This is a genomic window from Sphingorhabdus lutea (genome assembly GCF_001889025.1).
GTDB lineage: Bacteria > Pseudomonadota > Alphaproteobacteria > Sphingomonadales > Sphingomonadaceae > Sphingorhabdus_B > Sphingorhabdus_B lutea.
The window spans coordinates 872,892-893,852 of the sequence record NZ_CP018154.1 but is presented as its reverse complement, the minus strand read 5'-3'; the positions used below and the strand labels follow the sequence as shown (position 1 = coordinate 893,852).

General features: G+C 46.5%; 23 protein-coding genes. 10 read left to right on the top strand and 13 right to left on the bottom strand.

The features are described 5' to 3' along the window. Positions 1-141: 141 nt before the first annotated feature. Positions 142-330 (top strand): hypothetical protein, encoded by a 189-nt coding sequence (locus LPB140_RS04280; RefSeq protein ID WP_072558799.1) that lies wholly within the window; start codon positions 142-144, stop codon positions 328-330. After that, positions 330-680, top strand: a complete 351-nt coding sequence (locus LPB140_RS04275; RefSeq protein ID WP_072558798.1) for a hypothetical protein — start codon at positions 330-332, stop codon at positions 678-680. The genes LPB140_RS04280 and LPB140_RS04275 overlap by 1 nt, the downstream gene beginning before the upstream one ends. A gap of 52 nt (positions 681-732) precedes the next feature. Here LPB140_RS04275 and LPB140_RS04270 read toward each other — a convergent pair whose 3' ends face one another. After that, positions 733-2,004: a hypothetical protein gene (locus LPB140_RS04270; protein WP_156874135.1), complete on the bottom strand. Its 1,272-nt coding sequence runs from the start codon at positions 2,002-2,004 to the stop codon at positions 733-735. Positions 2,005-2,043: 39 nt separating this feature from the next. Beyond that, positions 2,044-3,276 (bottom strand): TIGR04063 family PEP-CTERM/XrtA system glycosyltransferase, encoded by a 1,233-nt coding sequence (locus LPB140_RS04265; RefSeq protein WP_072558796.1) that lies wholly within the window; start codon positions 3,274-3,276, stop codon positions 2,044-2,046. A gap of 119 nt (positions 3,277-3,395) precedes the next feature. Here LPB140_RS04265 and LPB140_RS12310 point away from each other — a divergent pair, with 119 nt between their 5' ends. The 5 genes from LPB140_RS12310 (at position 3,396) to LPB140_RS04245 (ending at position 8,032) form a co-directional block, all read left to right on the top strand. Next, positions 3,396-3,569 (top strand): hypothetical protein, encoded by a 174-nt coding sequence (locus LPB140_RS12310; protein ID WP_156874134.1) that lies wholly within the window; start codon positions 3,396-3,398, stop codon positions 3,567-3,569. Positions 3,570-3,575: 6 nt separating this feature from the next. Continuing rightward, positions 3,576-4,940: a putative O-glycosylation ligase, exosortase A system-associated gene (locus LPB140_RS04260; protein WP_072558795.1), complete on the top strand. Its 1,365-nt coding sequence runs from the start codon at positions 3,576-3,578 to the stop codon at positions 4,938-4,940. Between the two features lie 60 nt (positions 4,941-5,000). Beyond that, positions 5,001-6,218, top strand: a complete 1,218-nt coding sequence (locus LPB140_RS04255) for a mechanosensitive ion channel family protein (RefSeq protein WP_232223450.1) — start codon at positions 5,001-5,003, stop codon at positions 6,216-6,218. Between the two features lie 137 nt (positions 6,219-6,355). Continuing rightward, a complete protein-coding gene (locus LPB140_RS04250; protein ID WP_072558794.1) occupies positions 6,356-6,814 on the top strand; it encodes a MaoC family dehydratase in 459 nt (152 codons plus the stop codon). 39 nt (positions 6,815-6,853) lie between these two features. Next, a complete protein-coding gene (locus LPB140_RS04245; protein ID WP_072558793.1) occupies positions 6,854-8,032 on the top strand; it encodes an acetyl-CoA C-acyltransferase in 1,179 nt (392 codons plus the stop codon). An 83-nt stretch (positions 8,033-8,115) separates the two neighbouring features. Here the strand turns inward: LPB140_RS04245 and LPB140_RS04240 are convergent, their stop codons facing one another. Together LPB140_RS04240 and LPB140_RS04235 are read right to left on the bottom strand one after the other, a co-directional pair. Further along, on the bottom strand, positions 8,116-9,111 hold the full coding sequence (locus LPB140_RS04240) for a dipeptide epimerase (protein ID WP_072558792.1): 996 nt from the start codon (positions 9,109-9,111) through the stop codon (positions 8,116-8,118). Between the two features lie 33 nt (positions 9,112-9,144). Next, positions 9,145-10,362 (bottom strand): polyhydroxyalkanoate depolymerase, encoded by a 1,218-nt coding sequence (locus LPB140_RS04235; protein WP_072558791.1) that lies wholly within the window; start codon positions 10,360-10,362, stop codon positions 9,145-9,147. Between the two features lie 282 nt (positions 10,363-10,644). Here LPB140_RS04235 and LPB140_RS04230 point away from each other — a divergent pair, with 282 nt between their 5' ends. Further along, entirely contained in the window at positions 10,645-12,432 is a 1,788-nt protein-coding gene (locus tag LPB140_RS04230) for an ABC transporter transmembrane domain-containing protein (RefSeq protein ID WP_072560325.1), read from the top strand. A gap of 614 nt (positions 12,433-13,046) precedes the next feature. Here LPB140_RS04230 and LPB140_RS04225 read toward each other — a convergent pair. From LPB140_RS04225 to LPB140_RS04210, 4 genes are all read right to left on the bottom strand, one after another. Continuing rightward, positions 13,047-13,502 carry an ExbD/TolR family protein gene (locus tag LPB140_RS04225; RefSeq protein WP_072558790.1) on the bottom strand — a complete coding sequence of 152 codons (456 nt, stop codon included), beginning with the start codon at positions 13,500-13,502 and terminating at the stop codon, positions 13,047-13,049. A 33-nt stretch (positions 13,503-13,535) separates the two neighbouring features. After that, entirely contained in the window at positions 13,536-14,081 is a 546-nt protein-coding gene (locus LPB140_RS04220; protein WP_072558789.1) for an ExbD/TolR family protein, read from the bottom strand. 75 nt (positions 14,082-14,156) lie between these two features. Beyond that, positions 14,157-14,918 (bottom strand): MotA/TolQ/ExbB proton channel family protein, encoded by a 762-nt coding sequence (locus LPB140_RS04215; protein ID WP_072558788.1) that lies wholly within the window; start codon positions 14,916-14,918, stop codon positions 14,157-14,159. A 46-nt stretch (positions 14,919-14,964) separates the two neighbouring features. Next, positions 14,965-15,651: an energy transducer TonB gene (locus tag LPB140_RS04210; protein ID WP_072558787.1), complete on the bottom strand. Its 687-nt coding sequence runs from the start codon at positions 15,649-15,651 to the stop codon at positions 14,965-14,967. Between the two features lie 358 nt (positions 15,652-16,009). Between LPB140_RS04210 and LPB140_RS04205 the strand changes: the two genes are divergently transcribed. After that, a complete protein-coding gene (locus LPB140_RS04205; RefSeq protein ID WP_072558786.1) occupies positions 16,010-16,894 on the top strand; it encodes a hypothetical protein in 885 nt (294 codons plus the stop codon). Positions 16,895-16,917: 23 nt separating this feature from the next. On the opposite strand, the gene LPB140_RS04200 is transcribed toward LPB140_RS04205, so the two are convergent. The 3 genes from LPB140_RS04200 to gluQRS form a co-directional block, all read right to left on the bottom strand. After that, positions 16,918-17,529: a cob(I)yrinic acid a,c-diamide adenosyltransferase gene (locus tag LPB140_RS04200; protein WP_072558785.1), complete on the bottom strand. Its 612-nt coding sequence runs from the start codon at positions 17,527-17,529 to the stop codon at positions 16,918-16,920. Positions 17,530-17,566: 37 nt separating this feature from the next. After that, positions 17,567-17,794 (bottom strand): HIG1 domain-containing protein, encoded by a 228-nt coding sequence (locus LPB140_RS04195; RefSeq protein WP_072558784.1) that lies wholly within the window; start codon positions 17,792-17,794, stop codon positions 17,567-17,569. 109 nt (positions 17,795-17,903) lie between these two features. Next, on the bottom strand, positions 17,904-18,881 hold the full coding sequence (gene gluQRS, locus LPB140_RS04190; protein ID WP_083549989.1) for a tRNA glutamyl-Q(34) synthetase GluQRS: 978 nt from the start codon (positions 18,879-18,881) through the stop codon (positions 17,904-17,906). A gap of 129 nt (positions 18,882-19,010) precedes the next feature. Here gluQRS and LPB140_RS04185 point away from each other — a divergent pair, with 129 nt between their 5' ends. Beyond that, complete coding sequence (locus LPB140_RS04185) at positions 19,011-19,577, top strand: HNH endonuclease (RefSeq protein WP_072560320.1); 567 nt, start codon at positions 19,011-19,013, stop codon at positions 19,575-19,577. 24 nt (positions 19,578-19,601) lie between these two features. Here the strand turns inward: LPB140_RS04185 and LPB140_RS04180 are convergent, their stop codons facing one another. Together LPB140_RS04180 and LPB140_RS04175 are read right to left on the bottom strand one after the other, a co-directional pair. Then, positions 19,602-20,159, bottom strand: a complete 558-nt coding sequence (locus LPB140_RS04180; RefSeq protein WP_072558783.1) for a (2Fe-2S)-binding protein — start codon at positions 20,157-20,159, stop codon at positions 19,602-19,604. Between the two features lie 35 nt (positions 20,160-20,194). Then, positions 20,195-20,959: a class II aldolase/adducin family protein gene (locus LPB140_RS04175; RefSeq protein WP_072558782.1), complete on the bottom strand. Its 765-nt coding sequence runs from the start codon at positions 20,957-20,959 to the stop codon at positions 20,195-20,197. Between the last annotated feature and the right edge of the window lie 2 nt (positions 20,960-20,961).

Genomic DNA, 20,961 nt, shown 5'->3' with positions numbered 1-20,961 from the left:
GGATTTTTCCTAGACAAGTAGGATTTCTTACGTCATTTCTTGTTTGTTCTTATTTTGTTCTCATCCGATTCTATGATCAGAATCACATAAAGTTAGAGAGTGGAGGAAGAAAAATACAACAATTCCAAAGGAGAATGGCAAATGGAAATGTTAAGGGAAGTTGAAAAATTTTTACGCGAAAACGACATGCCGCCAACTAAATTTGGCCGATTGGTGGCGCATGACCCCCGTCTGGTGCTGGATATGCGCATGGGCCGCGAAGTGCGCAGCGCAATGCAGAGAAAAATACGTCAATTTATTGATGAAAATTGCTTAAAAAAGGCCGCCTAATGATCATAACACAGAAAAATAATCCTTCATCACCACCGCGACAATATGATCCCATTTGCGCGATATTGGCCCAGTTGCAAAAATTTTCAGGTCTTCGCCTTGGGCTGATTTCACATCAACAACGCGATTGGCAAAGCGCGACATTTGATGGTGATGAACATATTTTATTGATCAGCGCGCATGGGCAAAATATTAAATCGCGCCTTGCCCAGTTAAATTTGGAAATTGGCGACATGGAATTTGCCGCCAAACGTCAATTTGTAGGGGAAATATCAATTGGCAAAGATATTGATTATGGGCCGGAACATGCCGAATTTTCGATCAATATTTTAATGATAAATGCGGCATAATGGCTTTCATCATGACATTATATAACACAAAATTTGGGGGCATTATGGAATATTATTCCTGCCCCTGCGCCTTCATTCGGTGCAATGTGTGTAATGCAGAAAGCAGCGCCCTGTCATTTGGCAAATCGCTTGACATGTCAACGGACTGATCATGGGCAGGTTTTGTCATCGGTGTTTCTAATCCTTTAATCACCGATAATTTTGGTCGATAATCCTGTTCATCCATGACATCATCAGATATTATTTTTTCGGTCAGAAAATGGGGCGGTTGCGGATCATTTTTATGAACAAATGCATCGACCATTGATTCTGCTGATTCTGCGCTGGATTCGGGAACTGTTTCAGAATCTATTTCAGAAACTATTTCGGATTTTGGTTCAATTACGGGCTGGGCCATTGCGGCAATTTCCGCCCTTAACGCGGCGCGTTTGGCCAATATTTCTTCTAAATTTTTGGCTAAATTATCCATTGAATCCCCGCCCTTATCCTGCGGCTTGGCCTCTTGTGGCAATTGCTCATGCTGCATTGCTTCTTCATGCTGCATTGCTACTTCATGCTGCACTGCTTCTTCATGTTGTACGGGCGGTAAATCTTCGTAAATCTCTACCGCAACCTCTTGCTTTGGTTCGGAAAGATTGAATTTTTTGATAAGCGGCGAATCGGGCATATCCGATATGTTATCGACCAAACTGACCCCGCTTAAATCACGCGACGCGGCAATGGGTGCGCGTTTTTTTTCTCCGCCAGCCTCAATGGATCGCATACGCGGCGGCAAGTCCTGTATTTCATATATATCTTCTTCATTCTGCCTGCCCCACTTGGGCATATTAAAATTGGGCAGCTTCATTTTAGGCAAGTTAATGCCAGAAAATAGCTTTTTAACATTCCCCCATGCCGTGGGGCTTTGCGCGGGACTATCTGTTGAAAGATCGGCTTTCGGTCTTGTTAAAATATCCGCTTCAATTGCGGCATTGGGGGCATATTCTTGCGAAACAACTTTTTCTTCTACCTGCGCTTTATCCGGCGCATTTTTATCCGAAATATTGGATTTTACCTGACGGCCAATATTAAAACGGGACAGGAAAATAAAGGATGCGGCAATTGCCAACACCCCAAAACCAAATGCAATTAACGCCCGTGCCTTATCCCCCAATGGGGCGGCGGTGGCGGGAATAATTTCCGATATGCCCAATGATCCGGTAACAATTTCCAACCAATATACAGGAATGAGCATGGAAAGAGCGCCCACAACCATGCCAATAGCCATGGCAAGGATAAGCATCCGTTGATTAAAATCAAAATTGGTGAGCATTTTATCCACCATTATATTCATTCCTTTACCATGGCCGCAATTGGTCCAAATTTATGCGGCTTTTTCATTTATCATTTTGGATAGCAAAAAATGGTAAACAGGATCGTAACATTTAATATTTTGCGCCCAGTCACGTTCGGTCAAGACATAATTTTTCGCAGTTTCGCGTATCTTTGGCCAATTTTCCTTATTTGTTAAAACATGGGTTAAACATGCCGCCATATTGGCCGGGTCGTCGGCTTTAAACAAAAATCCGGTTTCTTTATCGCGAATCAATTCGCGGTGGCCGCCAACATCGCTTGCTACCACCAAACGATCCTGTGCCATCGCTTCCAACGGTTTTAACGGGGTGACCAAATCGGTCAGCCGCATCATTTTGCGTGGATATACCATCATATCCATTAAACCATAATAACGTTCCACCTGTTCATGGGGAACACGGCCTGTAAAAATGACATATTGGTCAAGGTTTAACGCCCTTACCTGCGCCTTTAACGCATCTTCCATCGGGCCGCCGCCCACCAATAATAAACGCGCATCTTCATTTTCCTTTATCAAAATGGCAAGGGCGCTGATTAAATCATCAATCCCCTCATAATCATAAAAACTGCCAATAAAGCCGAATATTTTTTTACCCTTCAGCCCCATTTCATCGGCCAATTTTTCATCATATTTTGGGGTATTGGAAAATAATTTGAAATCCACCCCATTGGGGGAAACTAAAATTTTGTCCCCCGATATGCCTCTGGCGATTAAATCATCCTTTGATGCCTGACAAATGACCGTGATATGATCGGCGCGTTTCATGACATGATTTTCCAACGCACGGGTTAATCTATATTTGGCAGAACCTTCGCTGCCCGTGCCGTTGCCGACCGCCGCATCCTCCCAAAATGCACGAATTTCGTAGATAAAGGGGATGCCCAATATGTCGGATGCCCGCGCCGCAGCAAGCCCATTTAATGCCGGCGAATGGGCATGCATAATGTGAAATGGATATTGCTTATGCAATTTAACAATATGCTGGGTCAGCAATTGCACCTCTTGCCACTCCTTCATTGGGCTTTTGGACAGGGTTTTGCCCAATGTGCGGTGAAAAATAATATCATCCACCTGTTGAAAATTTGCGCCCGCAACCTGTCCATGTTGATATTGGCGCAGGCCAGTAATCGCCTGAACCTGCCATCCATGAGCAATTTGTGATTTCAAAATAGCCCTTGTGCGAAATGTATATCCGCTATGCAGGGGCAGGCTATGGTCCAAAATATGCAGAATCTTTGTCATATTTGCGGCAATAGCAAAAAAGGATTAACGCCCCGTCAACCCAATTTGGATATAGCAGGAAAAATTACACGCCGTGGCGATTCTTTGCCACATAAATTGATGAAGGGAAAATAGCGCGCATGATCGACAATTTATCGATCCTTTTAAGCCATGGGCTTATCGCGCTTGCATTTTGGCGTTTATTATCGCGCGATGATTTGGATGTCGAAGCCCCCGCGCCAAAGGACAGCAACCCCACAGGATTTGCGCATAAAAATAATAAAATACCCGCACATAAAGTAACAGAGGAATAAGGGACAATGCGCGACCTTATCTTTGTGGGCTATCTTGCCGCCCTTATGTTACTGGCATTTAAACGGCCATTTTTATTTACTATGGTCTATGCCTATATCGATATTATCGCGCCCCAAAGGTTAAGTTATTTCATGCTTAACGCCATCCCCCTATCGCTTATTGCATTTTTGCTGGCGTTGGGCGGATATATGATTGCAGATAATAAAAATGAAAGCCGGTTTGCCCCGCGTCAGGCGTGGTTGTTAATTTTGCTATTATATTGCGCCTATACCACAAGCGTCGCCGACATGCCGGTTGATGCACAGGTAAAATGGGATTGGGTGTGGAAGGCATTGGTTTTTGCCATATTCCTGCCGCTCACATTAAAAACAAAATTGCGGATCGAAACTTTGGCATTGGTTATGGTGCTGTGTGCATCTGCCTTAATAGTCACGGGTGGTCTTAAAACTATTGTAGGCGGCGGGGGCTATGGCGTGCTTGTGCTGTTAATCGATAATAATAGCGGCCTTTATGAAGGCAGTATCATTTCATGCGTCGCCATTGCCATCATCCCGCTTATCATGTGGTTGTCAAAATATGGCACAATTTTCCCGCCCGATTGGCGCGTTAAATTTTATGCCGCTGCGTTAATTTTTGCCTGTTTGTTAATTCCCGTGGGAACACAGGCGCGGACCGGGTTGGTGTGCATTGCGGTTTTGGCCATTTTGACCCTGCGCTACGTCAAATATCGTTTTTTATATTTGGCCGGTGCGGCGTTAATCGGCCTTGCCGCCATTCCATTTTTGCCCGCCAGCTTTACCGGACGCATGGACACCATCCAAAATTATAAAGCAGACGAATCCGCCTCCACACGTGTTGCGGTGTGGAAATGGACGATTGAATATGTGGAGGAAAATCCCTTTGGCGGCGGTTTTGATGCCTATCGCCAAAATAAACTTACCTATGATTTGGCAGGCGGCAGAGAGCCAGGATTTGATGGCGATGATGGCGGGGCAAAGGTCGTGGAGGATGCAGGCCGCGCCTATCATAGCAGCTTTTTTGAAATGTTGGGGGAACAAGGCTACCCTGGCCTTATCATCTGGTTAATCATCCATGTGGGCGGCGTTGTGCGCATGGAAATTGTGCAACGAATGTATCGGCGGCGAAATCGCGCAGGCGAGGAATGGGTCGCCCCATTGGCTATCGCCCTGCAAAATGGACAGATCATATATTTGGTGGGTTCTTTATTTGTCGGCATCGCCTTTCAACCCTTTATTTATATGCTGATTGGCCTGCAAATTGGGCTCGACACATATTTGGCACGAAGGCGAAAAGAGGCCGCATGGTCGCCCATTCGCAATAATGTGTCACAGCCTGCCAATCCTGCTTAAATAAAGACGAAAGCCAGATTTAGGCCGGCTTTATACTTGAAGCATATGCCCCCGCCCCCTATGTTTATATTTATGATAAATGCCATGATAATATCGGCCAGCGCCGCCAAAAGCCCCGCGACAAACATGTTAACCGCGCCCGAAAGCGCAAGGGGATATGGTCAATTATACGATAAATTTGCCACTATTTGGACCGATTGGGGGCATTGGTTGGCAATGCATTGGATAGATGTGATTATTGCCGCGATTATCGGATTTGCCATTTATACAATATTGGGATTGGCAAAACGATTTTTAATCCGGCTGTTCAACAAACGCGCCGATCATAACAGCTTTTTTGCATTATTAAGCCGCGTCGTGGGTAAAACCACCCATTGGTTTCGCATTGCTGTGGCGGTGGAATTGGTTGGCAAGCCCAATTTACCCATCGGTGTCATGCGCATTGTGGATATGATATTTTTGGCCGTCCTTACCGTGCAAATTGCCATTTGGGCGCGCGAATTCATTATTGGTTTAATCGAAAGGCGGGCATCCAACCCAGATGAGGATAATGAAAGCCTGATGAACGCCATGGTGTTAATCCGTTTGGCAGTTGGGGCAATTATTTTCATTATCGCGGCCATTGTCATATTGGATAATTTGGGCGTTAATGTAACAGGTTTAATTGCGGGTCTTGGCGTGGGCGGCATTGCCATTGGTTTGGCCGCTCAAGGGATATTTTCCGATTTATTCGCCGCCATTGCCATGATTTTGGACAAACCATTTAAACGCGGCGATGTGGTGCGTTTTGATGCGACCACTGCGACCGTGGAAAAAATTGGTATGAAAAGCACCCGCCTGCGCGCCATTACAGGGGAAGAGATTATTGTTTCCAACACCCAATTATTGGAAAAAGAAATCGCCAATATCACCACCAATCATTTCCGCCGTTCCACATTTTTAATGGGAATAATTTACCAAACCAAGGTGGAAAAGGCTGCCGCCCTGCCCGGGCTTTTACAAAAAATTGTTGAGGATGAAGGGGCGCAATTTGTTCGCGCCGTGTTTACCGGATTTGGCGACAGCTCGCTTGATTATGAATTATTATTCGATGTGGATGGCCATGATTTATCCCTATTATTTGATGTTCGCCACCGTATTGGCATGAAAATTTTGACCATGTTTGAACAGGAAGGATATGAATTTGCCTATCCCACGCAAACAACATTCACATCCGCACCCGATGGCACCATGATTATGCCCTATGCCGAAATGGTAAAAATGCAGCCAAGCAAATGATTCGCGGCAATTTAACTGCGCAATGAATATATAAGCCCCAAAGCCGTAAGGTCGGGCGCGAACAACTTGCCTTTATATATTTTTCGCGCCACATTATCCACCAACACATAAAGGGCAGCGCCCAAGGAGGATGATTTATGACGACAATTAGCGCACAAGATATGGCCGCCAAAAAAGGTGAAATATTGGGTTCATCAGAATGGATTTTGGTGGATCAGGACATGATAAATAAATTTGCCGATGCCACAGGCGATCATCAATTTATTCATATTAACGAAGAAATGGCAAAAATGACCCCCTTTGGCGGGACAATTGCCCATGGTTTTTTAACCCTGTCGCTTTTCCCCGTGATGATGGCTAAATCCAATGTGCCCAAGGTTGAGGGCGTGAAAATGGGCGTCAATTATGGCGGCAATAAAACCCGTTTCTTGGCCCCTGTAAAGTCCGGAAAACGGGTCCGTGGTCATTTCAAATTACTGGATTTAGAGGAAAAACGCCCCGGCCAATGGCAACAGACATTGGAATTTACCGTGGAGATAGAGGGGGAGGATAAACCCGCCCTGATGGCCGAATGGATTAGCCAATTTTTCGTATAAAAATAAATAAAATTTAAATTTAATATAAAGGATAATATTATGCGTGACGCAGTCATCGTTTCCACCGCCCGCACCGGCATGGGCAAGGCATATCGCGGGGCATTTAACAATACATCTGGCCCAACACTTGGCAGCTATGCCCTGAAAGCCGCGGTTGAGCGCGCGGGGATTGAGGGCGGCGAGATTGACGATTGTATTTGGGGCAGCGCCCTTCAACAAGGGACACAGGCCGCCAATTTGGCGCGTAATGTTGCGCTGCGCTCTGGCCTGCCCATTTCGGTTGGCGGCATGACAATTGACCGCCAATGTTCATCCGGCCTGATGGCCATTGCCACTGCATCGAAACAGGTTGTGCATGACCGCATGGATATTGTCGCGGCGGGCGGACAGGAATCCATTTCATTGGTGCAAACCCCCGAAATGCGCGTTGCACCGGACAAGCAATTGGTCGCCATGCATAATGCCATTTATATGCCCATGTTGCAAACCGCCGAAGTGGTGGCAAAACGTTATAATATCAGCCGTGAAGCCATGGATGAATATTCACTGCAATCACAACAACGCACCGCTGCCGCACAGGCCGCCGGTTTGTTTGACGCAGAAATCGTGCCCGTCACCACCGTCATGAATGTGATGAATAAAGAAACCAAGGAAGTCACCCAGCAAGAAGTGACCATCGCAAAGGACGAAGGCAACCGCCCCGATACACAGCTTGCCGGATTACAGGCTTTGCAACCCGTGCTTGGCCCTGACATGACCATTACTGCTGGTAATGCAAGCCAGCTTTCCGATGGTTCATCGGCATGTATTGTGATGGAGGCTGGCATTGCCGCGAAAAAGGGGCTGACCCCACTTGGCCGTTATGTCGGCATGGCCGTTGCGGGGACAGAGCCGGATGAAATGGGCATTGGCCCTGTTTATGCCATTCCCAAATTATTGGAGCGTTTTGACCTGAAAATGGACGATATCGGCCTGTGGGAATTGAACGAAGCATTTGCGGTGCAGGTGCTATATTGCCGTGACAAATTGGGCATAAATGATGACCTTTTGAATGTAAATGGTGGGTCAATTTCCATCGGTCACCCCTATGGCATGACCGGCGCACGGTGCACGGGCCATGCATTGATTGAGGGCAAACGTCGCGGCGCAAAATATGCGGTTGTTACCATGTGCGTGGGCGGCGGCATGGGTGCGGCCGGATTATTTGAGATTTTTTAATATTTCATAACTGGTTAAAAAAACGGCCTACCATTTTCTAAAATGGCGGGCCTTTTTATATTATCTATTATTGTGCAGACAATTTATGTCACATTTGATGGCGGCACGATCATCCCATTTTCAAATATAAATCCATCCTCGCGGTCTTCGGCCAACAGGGCCGGCCCATCCAAATCCACCCAATCGGCCATTTGCGCGGCATGAAAGGCGGGGTAAATTCCCATGCTGGTGGATAGCATACAGCCGACCATTATTTTCATGTCATGCGCCTTTGCTGCGTCCATCATGGCCATCGCCTCGCTTAATCCCCCTGCCTTATCCAATTTAATATTTATCCCATCATAATGGGCTGACAGCCGCGCAATATCCGCGCCATGATGACAGCTTTCATCGGCAATAATGGGAATGGGGGATGTGCCGCGCAGCAAAATATCATCCTGCCCCGCTGGCAATGGCTGTTCAATCGCCTCCACCGCATAGGGCAGCAATTTTGCCGCCTGCGCCATTATATCGCGGCCCTGCCAGCTTTCATTTGCATCGACAATAATCCGTGCATGGGGGGCGGCGTGATGCACCGCGGCCACCCGCTCCACATCCCCCTCGCCCGTTAATTTTAATTTTAACAAACCATATCCATTGGCCGCTGCCGCAGCCGCATCATGGTGCATATCATCCGCGCTGCCCAAGGAAATGGTAAAGGCGGTTAACATTGATTGGGGGGCCGACTTTTGTTTCAAAATTTGCCATAATGGCCGCCCTGATATTTTCGTGCGTAAATCCCATAATGCACAATCAAGTGCATTTCGCGCCGCGCCAGCGGGCATTTTTTCGGCGATGTAAAGCTGTGCTTCATAGGGGAAAATGCCCGCGATTTCGGGGATAATCGCCTCTATCTGGGCCAGACAATTGCCGGTATTTTCGCCGCGATAATAAATGGGTGTGGCCTCTCCCATACCATAATGGCCATCGCATCCCACCACAGCGACAAGCACATCGACGCTGGTCTTTGCCCCGCGTGATATGACAAAAGCACCGCGAACGGGCCAATTTTCAACTGCTGCGCTTATCCTCAATCCCATGCACCATGGCTTACGCCGTGCACAGCCGAAAAGTCAATTATGTTTTGCAATCCAATCAATTACGCGCGGTGCAACCTTGTCCCGCCATTTGCTGCCATTAAAAATACCATAATGGCCCGCATCTTTGGCCATATAATATTGTTTCATATTATCGGGCAAATGGGTGGCAATGGTTAAAGCAGCCTTTGTTTGTCCAATCCCGCTAATATCATCCTTTTCACCCTCAACCGCCATTAACGCAATATCGGTAATATCAGCAGCATTTATCAACTCACCGCGGTGCATATATTCCCCCTTGGGCAGGGCATGATTTTGAAATACCAAATCAATTGTTTGTAAATAAAATTCCGCTGTCATATCGCACACGGAACGATATTCATCATAAAATGCCTTGGTGGCGTCCGCGCCATCATCATTACCTTCGATTAAATGTTTAAACATTTCCCAATGGCTCATCATATGATTGCCCAAATTCATCGACATAAATCCGGCAAGTTGCAAAAATCCGGGATATACTTTGCGCCCGCGCCCCGCATAATGCGCCGGAACGGTGGCGATGACATTTTGTTGAAACCAAGAAAATGGCCGTTCCATGGCCAATTTATTCACCGCCGTGGGTGCTTCGCGCGTGTCAATTGGTCCGCCCATCATGGTTAGGCTTTTCGGCCGATTGGGATCGCCACGCTTTGACATTAAAGCCGCAGCGGCATAACATGGCACGGATGGTTGGCATACGGCCAACATATGTGCGCCCGGTCCAATATGCGCCAACCAGTCCACCAAATAATCAATATAATCGTCCAAATCAAATATCCCATCGGACAGGGGTACATTCCTCGCATCGCGCCAATCGGTAATCCATACATCATGGCCAGGCAACATCCGCGCCACTGTGCCGCGCAATAATGTGGCATAATGGCCCGACATCGGCGCCACGATCAATAATTTTGGCGCGTCCTTTATCCCCGATTTAACAAAATGTTTTAATTGGCCAAATGGTTTTCGTGCCTCAATCTGTTCATCTATGGCGATATTTTTATCATCTATCATTGTTTCGGTGATGCCAAAATCGGGCTTACCCCGCGTCATCGCGCTATGCGCAAAAACATCTAAAGCAGAGGCAACCACCGGCCCGCCCCCCAAATAAGCAAAGGGATTGGATGGATTATTTAATAAATTTGCCTGTAACTGGGCCATATAACTGACGCTGGCCAACCAGTTTTTTTGCATTTCATGTAATGTGTAAAGCATGATTTTTGGGTATTTCTATCTCTATTTCCACCCATCATATAGATTTATATTGCACTGCACCATAGATAAAATAATTTTCATGTTAACTTATACATATTTGGTCGAATTATCTGTGCCATTTGCGCACAAATGATTGTTTCATCCCCTTGCAAATGCTAGGCGAAGGCCATGACAGCAAAATCCGAAAATATAACGCCGCACAGCGATAATGTTGAACCTAAAAATTTGGGACAAATGCCATCCGACTTTTCAACAAATATGGCCCAGACGAAATCGGATGATATGAATGAGGCAAAGGTAAACTCCGCCGATGAGAAGATCCAGGCAAGCAAAGTGCGCCTTGCCAGTTTGATAATGATTTGGGATGCGGTAAGGCAATATCCTAAACAGCTTGGTCTTGCCGCCCTTTCCTTAATTGTCGCGGCTTTGGCGACTTTGTCCATTCCGGCGGGCTTTCAACGGATGATAGATGGCGGCTTTATGACACAAAGCGGCGGCGATATTTCCCAATATTTTGAATATATGTTAATGATTGTGGTGGTGCTCGCCATTGCCACTGCATCGCGTTTTTACTTTGTCAGCTGGCTTGGTGAACGGGTTGTCGCGGATATCAGAATAAAGGTGCAGCGCAATTTATTGCGACTTGCCCCGCGCTTTTTCGAAGAAAACAGGCCCGCCGAAATTTCCAGCCGGATGACATCAGATACCGCCATTATTGAACAGGTTGTCGGCACGACAATTTCCGTGGCCCTGCGTAATTTATTTGTCGGCGTGGGCGGCGTGATATACCTATTCACCCTTGTCCCCACATTGACCGCCGGATTGTTAATCGGCATTCCCGTCGTTATTTTGCCCATTGTTTTTATTGGCCGCCGTTTGGAAAAGGCATCGCGCAGCAGCCAAGACCGCGTTGCCGATATTGGCACCTTAATTTCCGAGGCACTGGGCGCGTTAAAAATTGTGCAGGCATTTGGCCAACAACAACGCGAACAGGAACGTTTTGCTTCCTCTGTTGAACAAACATTTACCGCCGCACGCCGCCGTATCATATTGCGTGCCGGCCTTACCGCCATTGTCATCGCGCTTATTTTCGGGGGCATTGTTATGTTAATGTGGCGCGGCGCCATTGGAGTGCAGGAAGGGACAATTACCGGCGGCACCATTGCGGCCTTTGTCCTTGGCGGCGGATTGGTTGCTGGCTCTTTTGGCGCATTAACCGAAGTATATGGCGATTTGGTTCGCGGCGCGGGCGCATCCAGTCGCTTGGCCGAATTACTGATGGAGGTACCGGAAATTGCCCCGCCAACGCGCCCCGTGCAATTGCCCGAACCGCCGCGTGGACAATTATCATTTGAAAATATCAAATTTCACTATCCCACACGGCCCGATGTCGCGGCGCTTAATAATTTTACATTGCGCGTTGATCCAGGTGAAACTGTGGCCATTGTCGGGCCATCTGGCGCGGGTAAATCGACCCTTTTTCAATTGGCACAACGATTTTATGATCCAGAGGGCGGCACTGTTCGATTGGACGGCGTCGGCTTAACCTCTGCGGACCCCGCCGATATACGACAGCGCCTTGCCTATGTGCCGCAGGAAACAATATTATTTGCCTCCTCCGCACGGGATAATTTGCGCTATGGCCAATGGGATGCCAGCGACGACGCCATTTGGGATGCAGCAGAACAGGCCAATGCTGCTGAATTTTTGCGCGCACTGCCCAATGGATTGGACACATTTTTAGGCGAAGGCGGCGCCAGATTATCGGGCGGACAGCGGCAGCGCATTGCCATAGCTCGCGCCCTGTTGCGCAATTCCCCGATTTTATTATTGGATGAGGCCACATCTGCATTGGATGCGGAAAGCGAACAAAATGTGCAAAAGGCGCTGGATAATTTAATGCGCAATCGCACCACTTTGGTCATTGCACACCGCCTTGCCACTGTGCGAAATGCCGACCGCATCATTGTGATGGATAATGGGGAAATTGTTGAACAAGGCAATCATGAAACCCTTAACGCTCAAGACGGGCTATATTCCCGTTTGGCGAAATTGCAGTTTAACCATTAAATTTTTTTGCCTTCAAATATAATTTTTCAGCTCATTGTTGATAATGGCATGGGCTATGCTCGTTGTCATGATTGATGACAGCTCAAGGGCTGTATATAATCTTAATCACTATGAAGGCCGTGCATTTTTATCCATAGGGCCGAAGCAAATATATAGGCACGTCAATATGCTATGGGATAGCATTAAATGAAACCCACATAGGCTTAATTATTTATATATATTGCCATTAAGGAGCAAAGCTTGGTTATCGCTGTCGGCTGATTAAAAAGCGGATTCTTCGGGCAAAATCCTATTCTTATTCTATCTTAATCGCCAATTTGATACATTGTCATAATATGAGGGGATAGGCTTATATTTTGGCATCTGCGCCGCAAACATCAACGCGTTCTGCAATATTTTTCAAGCCATGATAAAGCCCAGCTTTATATAATAAACAATGCTTTAATATCCTAATTTTCCAAAAAAAGCCTGTTGAACATTCCAATTGACACTAAAGGTCAATGTGTTTCAAACAAACCAATGGTTTCAAACAGACCAATGCGGTTTAAACTATAGCCCGCATAAAAAACGGCCCCAATAAATTGAGGCCGTCCTTCATATATTTTATCAACCAATTAACGTGGCGGAATAGCAGCTTTGCCAAATTGGCGATATTGCTCATTACCCACAAAACCGAAATTCGCAACTTCGGCCCGTTTAATTTCAGCCAATACCTCATCCACAATTAAATAAGGTGTCGCTGGGTCGGGTTGGAATTGCAATTCAGGCACAGGCTGCATCGCCTTTGTCTGTTGCAAATATTGAACAACCTGATCAATGGTTACCGGTGTGCCATTCCATTGAATTTCACTGGCCGGGGTGATGTAAATTTTATTTATCACCGGATCGGGTTGATTGGGTGGCGGCGGCGAACCATCATCAACCGGAAGGTCAATGTTCACCGCGCTGGTGATTGGGGGCAAGGTTATGATAAACATAATCAGCAAAACCAACATAACGTCGATTAACGGCGTTGTGTTCATTTCGCCCATTGGCTTATCACCGCCACCGCCTCCTGCGCTCATTCCCATAATTATTCTCCTAAAATTCTAAATCCGTCCGGATCAACCAGCTGTGGTGTTAAGATCAACTGGAGATGAAATAAATCCAATCCGGCTATACCCTGCCATTTGCATCTGGAAAACCGCGCCGCCAATGCATTTATATGGCGTGTTTACGTCACCACGGATATGCACTTCTGGTAAATCTTCGGGCAGAATATCACCATTTGCAATTGCCGCTTCACCGCCAAGCTTTTCAATCTCTTTTTTCAAATGATCGGCAGCTTTATTGACAAGTTCTTCGGAATCAATGGGGGCAATATTCCAATATACACGGCATTCGCCATTTGGATTTGTACCATCATATGCCGGATCACCTGGATCACGACCGGCTGAATCGGTGGTCGTAATCGCCAAAACAACATTTTCGGCTTTCATGACGGTTGGGTCAAATTCCACAACAGGCAGTTCCAATTTCACGGTTTGAATCGCGACCGGAATGGTGATGAGGAAGATAATAAGGAGAACCAACATAACGTCCACTAGGGGAGTTGTGTTAATTTCGGACATAGGGGCGTCTTCGCCGCCCTCTCCCATACTAATTGCCATCGGTCAAAACCTCTCTTTATAAATTACTCAAACATTTAAAATGAGCCCGCCCACGGACGGGCCCAGATTATATGCTTACTTCTTTACAGGTGCTGCAGGAGCAGGTTTTTTAACCGCTGCGGCAGGAGCAGCTGTAACAGCAGGTTTTACTTTACCGCCTGAAGTGATGAAGCCAAGAACGTCATTTGAGAACAAAGCCATGTCACGAGCGATTGTTTTGTTACGCGCTTGCAACCAGTTATAAGCAAACACAGCAGGAACAGCAACGAACAGACCAATAGCAGTCATGATAAGCGCTTCACCCACAGGGCCAGAAACTTTGTCAAGTGACGCGTCACCGGTGATACCAATTTTAATAAGCGCGCTGTAAATACCGATAACAGTACCTAGCAAACCTACGAAAGGAGCGGTCGCACCCACGGTTGCAAGGAAAGACAAGCCGCCATTTAGGAAGTTGTTGATGCTTTCTTGCGAACGGTTCATCGCGCCATGCAACCAATCATGTGCTTCCACAGGGTCGGTCAACAAACCATGTTGTTCACGTGCCGCAATACCATCGTCAACCAATTGGCGATATGCGCTGTTTTTTTCTAATTTCGCTGCGCCTTCTTGAAGGCCAGCTGCACGCCAGAAATTGGCTTTTACTTCTTTAGATTGCTTCAATACTTTATTTTGGTCGATCAATTTGGTGAACAAAATATAGAATGAACCAATGGACATAACAACCAATGTTGCCAAAATGGTCCATGACGGCCAGCCGCCTTCTTTTAATGCTTCAACAAAACCAAAGCTTTTTTTCGTTGCGGCACCTGCCGCTGCTAAAATTTCTAAATCCATGTTACTTTCCTCTTAAATAAAGAATAATTTTTATATGTTAATTGACTTATTTCGGAATTTGCCAGCGCACGCTGCTTGACCAAGTTCCGGTGGTTTCATTGCCATTACTATCCAACCTTGGTGAAAAACGTCCACGCCTTCTCAAGCTACGGCAAGCGGCATCATCCAAACTGCTATGTCCGCTGGTGCCTGTGACATTACAATCAACAACGCGGCCATCTGGACCCACCGTCAATGTAAAGCGTGTCGTTCCTTCATTACCAGCACGCATGTCACGCGACGGATATTCTGAAGTCGGCACCCAGCTACCTGGATTACCCTTTGGAATAGGGTTTGGACGCTGCGCAGGTGGCGGCGGCGGTGGCGGTGGCGGTGGTGGCGGTGGTGGCGGAGCCGGAGGAGCAGCCTTTGGTGTTGGCGGCGCCTTTGGCGGAATTTCCTTTTGGAACTGCACATTATTGTCACGCGGCGGCGTTTTCACGATCGGCGGCGGTGACACAACCGGTGGCGGTTCGTTCACAATTTCCGGTGGAGGCTCAGGAAGCTCCTCTTCTGGCGGTGGCTCTTCCTCTTCCTTAACTTCGACAACGTTAAGTTTTTTCTTGGCCGCGGTAATCGCATCATAAGCAAAGCCCGTTACAAAAGCCCAACCCAAAAACACATGCAATAACACAACCAAGGCAACCGAGACCATTTTACCATTGGTCATTTGATTTTGGTCAGCATAAGCCATTCAAAATGTTACTCCTAACTCATTTGGAATGTCTTGGTCAGAAAAATGCAGTAAATATTAAAGCAAACCCTCGTCCCAAAATCATTCGCATTATTATTATTTTGATTCGAACTATGCATTAACTTGTCGATCATGATCCTGCAATCCGATTTTGCCATTTATCTAAATTAAGCTGAAATTCATCGAAAGCTGCGCATATTGCTTGACAATGTTTTTTTGTTTTAAATTGCCGTTACGGATAATAGGGTTAAATATGCGCTATTATTTTATTCCCCATCTCCTATGATTGGGGAAATTTAACGGCGTATAAGTTTATTTACATGATAATATATGATGATGAGATGAGGCAAATTTAATAATGATTAACAATATGTTAAAATTTTATATTGGGGCAATATTAACCTCTACCATGCTGCTTGGCCACCCCATAATTGCCCATGCACAAGGGCGCGCCGACATGCCCCCCTTATCTACAGAGAATAGCGGCGCAACCTATGTCGATTTGGCGGATATTATCCTATCCTCCCCCATCATTATTGACGGTATCGTTACCAAAGAAAAAAAAGTTCCCGCCTCTCAAACTCCATTTCTTGATAAAAAATTACAGCGCAAATTGGTTGAGCTGCAATTAAACAGCCTGATTCGCGGCAAAAATGGCATGCCCGCGACTGTGCGATTCGTCATGGATGTAAGGGCAAATGCGAAGGGCAAATTTCCTAAATTTAAAAAACAACGCATCATGGTCTTTGGTGATAATCAGGGATTGCCCATGGGTGATTTACGATTATTGCGTCCTGATATATTCTTTAATTATGATCCCCAATTGGATCGCATGGTCCGTAATATTACCAAAGAAGCGTTATTATTGGATGCGCCGCAAAAAATTACCGGCGTGCAAAGCGCTTATCACTCATCCGGCACCATCATTGGCACAGGGTTAACCGAAATATTTTTTGCAACAGAAAAAGGACAGCCGCTTGCCATTTTAATCGATACTGATGCGCAAAATGGCAAAAGCTGGAGCGTTTCAAATGAGGAAGTGCTGGGATCAAATCGTCCGATTGTGCGGCAAAACACGCTTTTATGGTATCGTCTTGCCTGTGAATTGCCGCAAAGCATAGCGACCGATAAAATGGGCGGTGATGATAAGGATATTCATGCCCGTATTCAAAGCGACTATGCATTTGTTCGGGCAAAATTGGGCAAATGTGAGCGGACATTATCCCCGCCGCTAAACCCATAATCCTTAATCTAAATAATAAATATTTATGCGCAGCGTGATGCGCCAGGTACCCACAATATATCGCCCTTTTCACTGTTCAATGTGCGGCATGCGGTAAATAAATAATCCGAAAGCCGGTTTAGATATTTTAATGCCGCCGGATTGATAGGGCGCAATTTGGCCGCGCCCACCAATTGCCGCTCTGCCCTGCGGGAAATGGCACGGGCCATATGCAAATTTGCCGCCGATATATTTCCGCCCGGCAGGATAAAGCTGCTTAATGGGGTTAAATTTTCATTTTGCTGATCTATTTTCACCTCTAACCAAGCGACTTGTTGGTCGATAATGCGCAATATCATGTCCGATGGGGCAAAAACATCGCCATCCGTCGCGGGGGTGGCAATATCCGCGCCAAGGTCGAATAAATCATTTTGAATATGGCTTAATTCAGATAGTAATCGCGCCGCATAGGGCGGTGTGGCAATGGGGTCCAAAGATGTTAAATGGGCAATGGCACATCCAATGGCGCTATTGGCTTCATCCACATCACCAATTGCGGCAATCAATGCCTCATCCTTTGCAATGCGTGATCCATCAACCAAACCCGTGCTGCCATCATCGCCCGTTCGGGTGTATATTTTATTTAATTTTACCATTTATCCCTGCCCCCAGTTTATAAATTTTTGCTTTATTTTATTTACCAGAGGCGAATAATAATAAGGCCGCAATCATTATAACGGTAATTGCCTGCCATTTGACGCGGGCAAACATCATCCCATTTTGTTTTTCCAATCCCTTTGGAATTCCATTTTCATCGACATCATTAACGTCCATATTTGCAAATGCATGCAATCCACGGACCAATGCAAAAACAACCGCGCCAGCGGCCAAAATAATTCCAATGATTAAAATATAACCCATATTCCTGCCTTTTTCTTGAATTTATATCGTCAATATAGGGTAAATGCGATATTTTCCGAACCTGTCCTATATGCCATTAAATATGTCAAAGCATCATAAATTATTGATGTTATATATTGGTGGAAAGCCGAATACCCGGCGGAAAGGATAAATGGCGCAGATTATGCGCCAAATCCTGACCAAAGCCATCATACCATTGCCCCGCATCCTTTGCCCTTTGCTCTATATCCCATAATGATGGGCTATTTTTGCTTTTTGATAATTTTTCCCCGCCCGCATCCAATAATAATGGGTGGTGCCAATAAATTTTGGGGGTCAGGTCAAGCAAGCATGATAGCAAAATATGAATATCGCTATATGCCATTAAATCCATGCCGCGCACAATATGGCTTATCACTCTGCCCCCATGATGATGCGCATCCCCGCCATCATCGACCACACTGGCCAAATGATAACTGGCGGGCGCGTCCTTTCGCCAGATGATAATATCGCCAAAAATTGCGGGGTCGGCGCGGTGCATTCCCGATTGAACATCATGCCAATAAAGATGCGTGCTTTTTATTTGCGCCAATTTTAACGCCTCTGCCATATTCAGGCGAAGGCTATATGGCTGTATCGATTTTTTGGACATGGCCAGTTCGCGATCGATATTACGGCAAGTTCCAGGGTAATTTGGTCCATCCGGCCCATGGCGAACCGGTTTTTGTTTCACCCTATTGGCAATGTCATGCCGGGAACAAAAACATGGGTAAATAATCCCCATTTCATCCAATTTATGCAATGCCATTTGATAGGCATGTATATTTTTTGACTGATATTGCACCCGATCGGGGGTGATATTTAACATGTTCAGCATGGCAAATATACTATCGACATGTTCCACCCTTGTCCGATTGCCGTCAATATCCTCTATCCGCAACATAAATTCACCATCATGCAATTTGGCAAAATCATGTGCGCATAATGCAGCAAAGGCATGGCCCATATGCATCGCGCCATTGGGGCTGGGCGCGAAACGGGTGACTATATTGCCTATTTTATCGGTGATAAGGGGCATGCCCTGCATCATTTGCATGATTTTATCCATTAGTTACTTGACGTCATGGCTTTGCAACATAAACTATGCACAACGGAAGGGAAATTTTTATCAGCGGTTAATTCGCCATAATGGGGAGATATTTTTGTGCTGCATGAAAAAACGCTAAACGCGTGTAAAATGGATGAAAGCGATGCTATTCGCCATCCTGAAAATTGCCCTGCCCTTGTCCTGAACGCCGATTATTCGCCGCTCAGCTATTACCCACTTAGCCTTTGGCCGTGGCAGGCGGCAATAAAGGCAGTATTTTTGGACAAGGTAATTGTGGTGGAAAATTATGACCGCCATGTGCATAGCCCCAATTTAGATATGAAAATTCCATCGGTTATTGCATTAAAACAATATATTAAACCCAATGAATACCCCGCCTTTACGCGGTTTAACCTGTTCCTGCGGGATAAATTTCAATGCCAATATTGCGGCAGCGGCGATAATTTAACTTTCGACCATATTATACCGCGCCGTGCGGGCGGAATTACCAGTTGGGAAAATGTGGCCACCGCCTGCTTGCCCTGTAATTTGAAAAAGGGTGGGCGCAATCCCATGCAGGCGGGGATGCAGCTTGCCACCCGTGCGATTCGCCCGACAAGTTGGCAGTTAATGGATAAAGGGCGGATGTTCCCGCCCAATCATTTGCACGACACATGGCGCGATTGGCTATATTGGGATATTGAGTTAGAGGCGTAAATATTTGCCCCAATTTATGCCAATTTATTGATCGGCCTTGCGCGGGCTAATATTACGAATGGCGGGAACTGACGCGGCGGCATCCTGCGGCGAGATGCCCGGCGGCGGCGCGGCGGCAATTTTCTCCTCCCCGCGCATGACGCGGGCGGCGCGTTTTATGCTGTCACGCAGGCGGGGATAAATGCCGCAACGGCACAAATTGGTAATGGCCGCATTTATATCTTCGTCACTGGGGTTATTATTTTGTTTTAACAACGCATTGGCGGCAATGATGATGCCGGAAATGCAATAACCGCATTGCGGCACATTGTCGGCAACAAATGCCTGTTGCACGGGGTTGCTGCGGTCGTTGGAAATCCCCTCAATTGTTGTGACAAAGCGCCCTTCACTCTCGCCCAATGTGACAAGGCAAGAACGTATCGCCTCCCCATCAATTAACACCATACATGCGCCGCAATCCCCCACGCCGCACCCATATTTGGTGCCGGTTAAGTTGGATGCATCGCGCAATGCCCATAATAAGGGGGTTTGCGGATCCATTTTATATTCAACCGGCCGGTCATTCACGGTAAATTTGGTCATATTGATGCAGCTTTCAAAATATAGCTGCCCTCATCCTATTCCCGCCAGCTTTTGTCAATCGCATCAATTTTTCGGGTCATCGCTTCAAATTCGGCAACGCCCGATCCCATGGGGGATTGCGACATATATAAATCGCGTTGATGCACGGCAATCACCTCATCCGGCACAATAATCGGTTTGCCCATGCTGGCGGTGGCCAGTTGAATTTCGCAGGCGCGTTGCAACGCCCAAAATTTCAAAAATGCATCGGGCAGTGATGTTCCCATAACAACCGGACCATGGTTTTTTAACATCATAATACGCTTATCGCCCAAATTTTTGACCAAACGCTCGCCTTCTTCCTCGCGCACGGTCACGCCCTCAAAATCATGATAGGCGATTTGGCCAATAAAATTACAGGCGTAAAAATTGCTGGGTTGCAGGCCGCCCTCCACCGAACAAACCGCCATCGTTGCAGTGGTGTGGGTGTGGATAATGGCATGCGCATCGGGTAACACACGGTGGAACAGGCTGTGCTGCACAAATCCCGCCTTATTCACAAACCATGGATTATCCGCATCCAATTTATTGCCGTCAATATCAATTTTAATCAGGCTGGATGCGGTGACTTCACCAAAATGCATGCCATAGGGGTTGATAAGAAAAGCCCCCTCCTGATCAGGTAATTTCACCGTGATATGATTGAAAATCAACTCATCCCAACCAAACATCGCAAATATACGGTAACAAGCGGCCAATTGTTGACGTGCTGCCCATTCGGCCTCGCTATATTTGCTATTCGCTTTTAAATTTGTCGCCATTT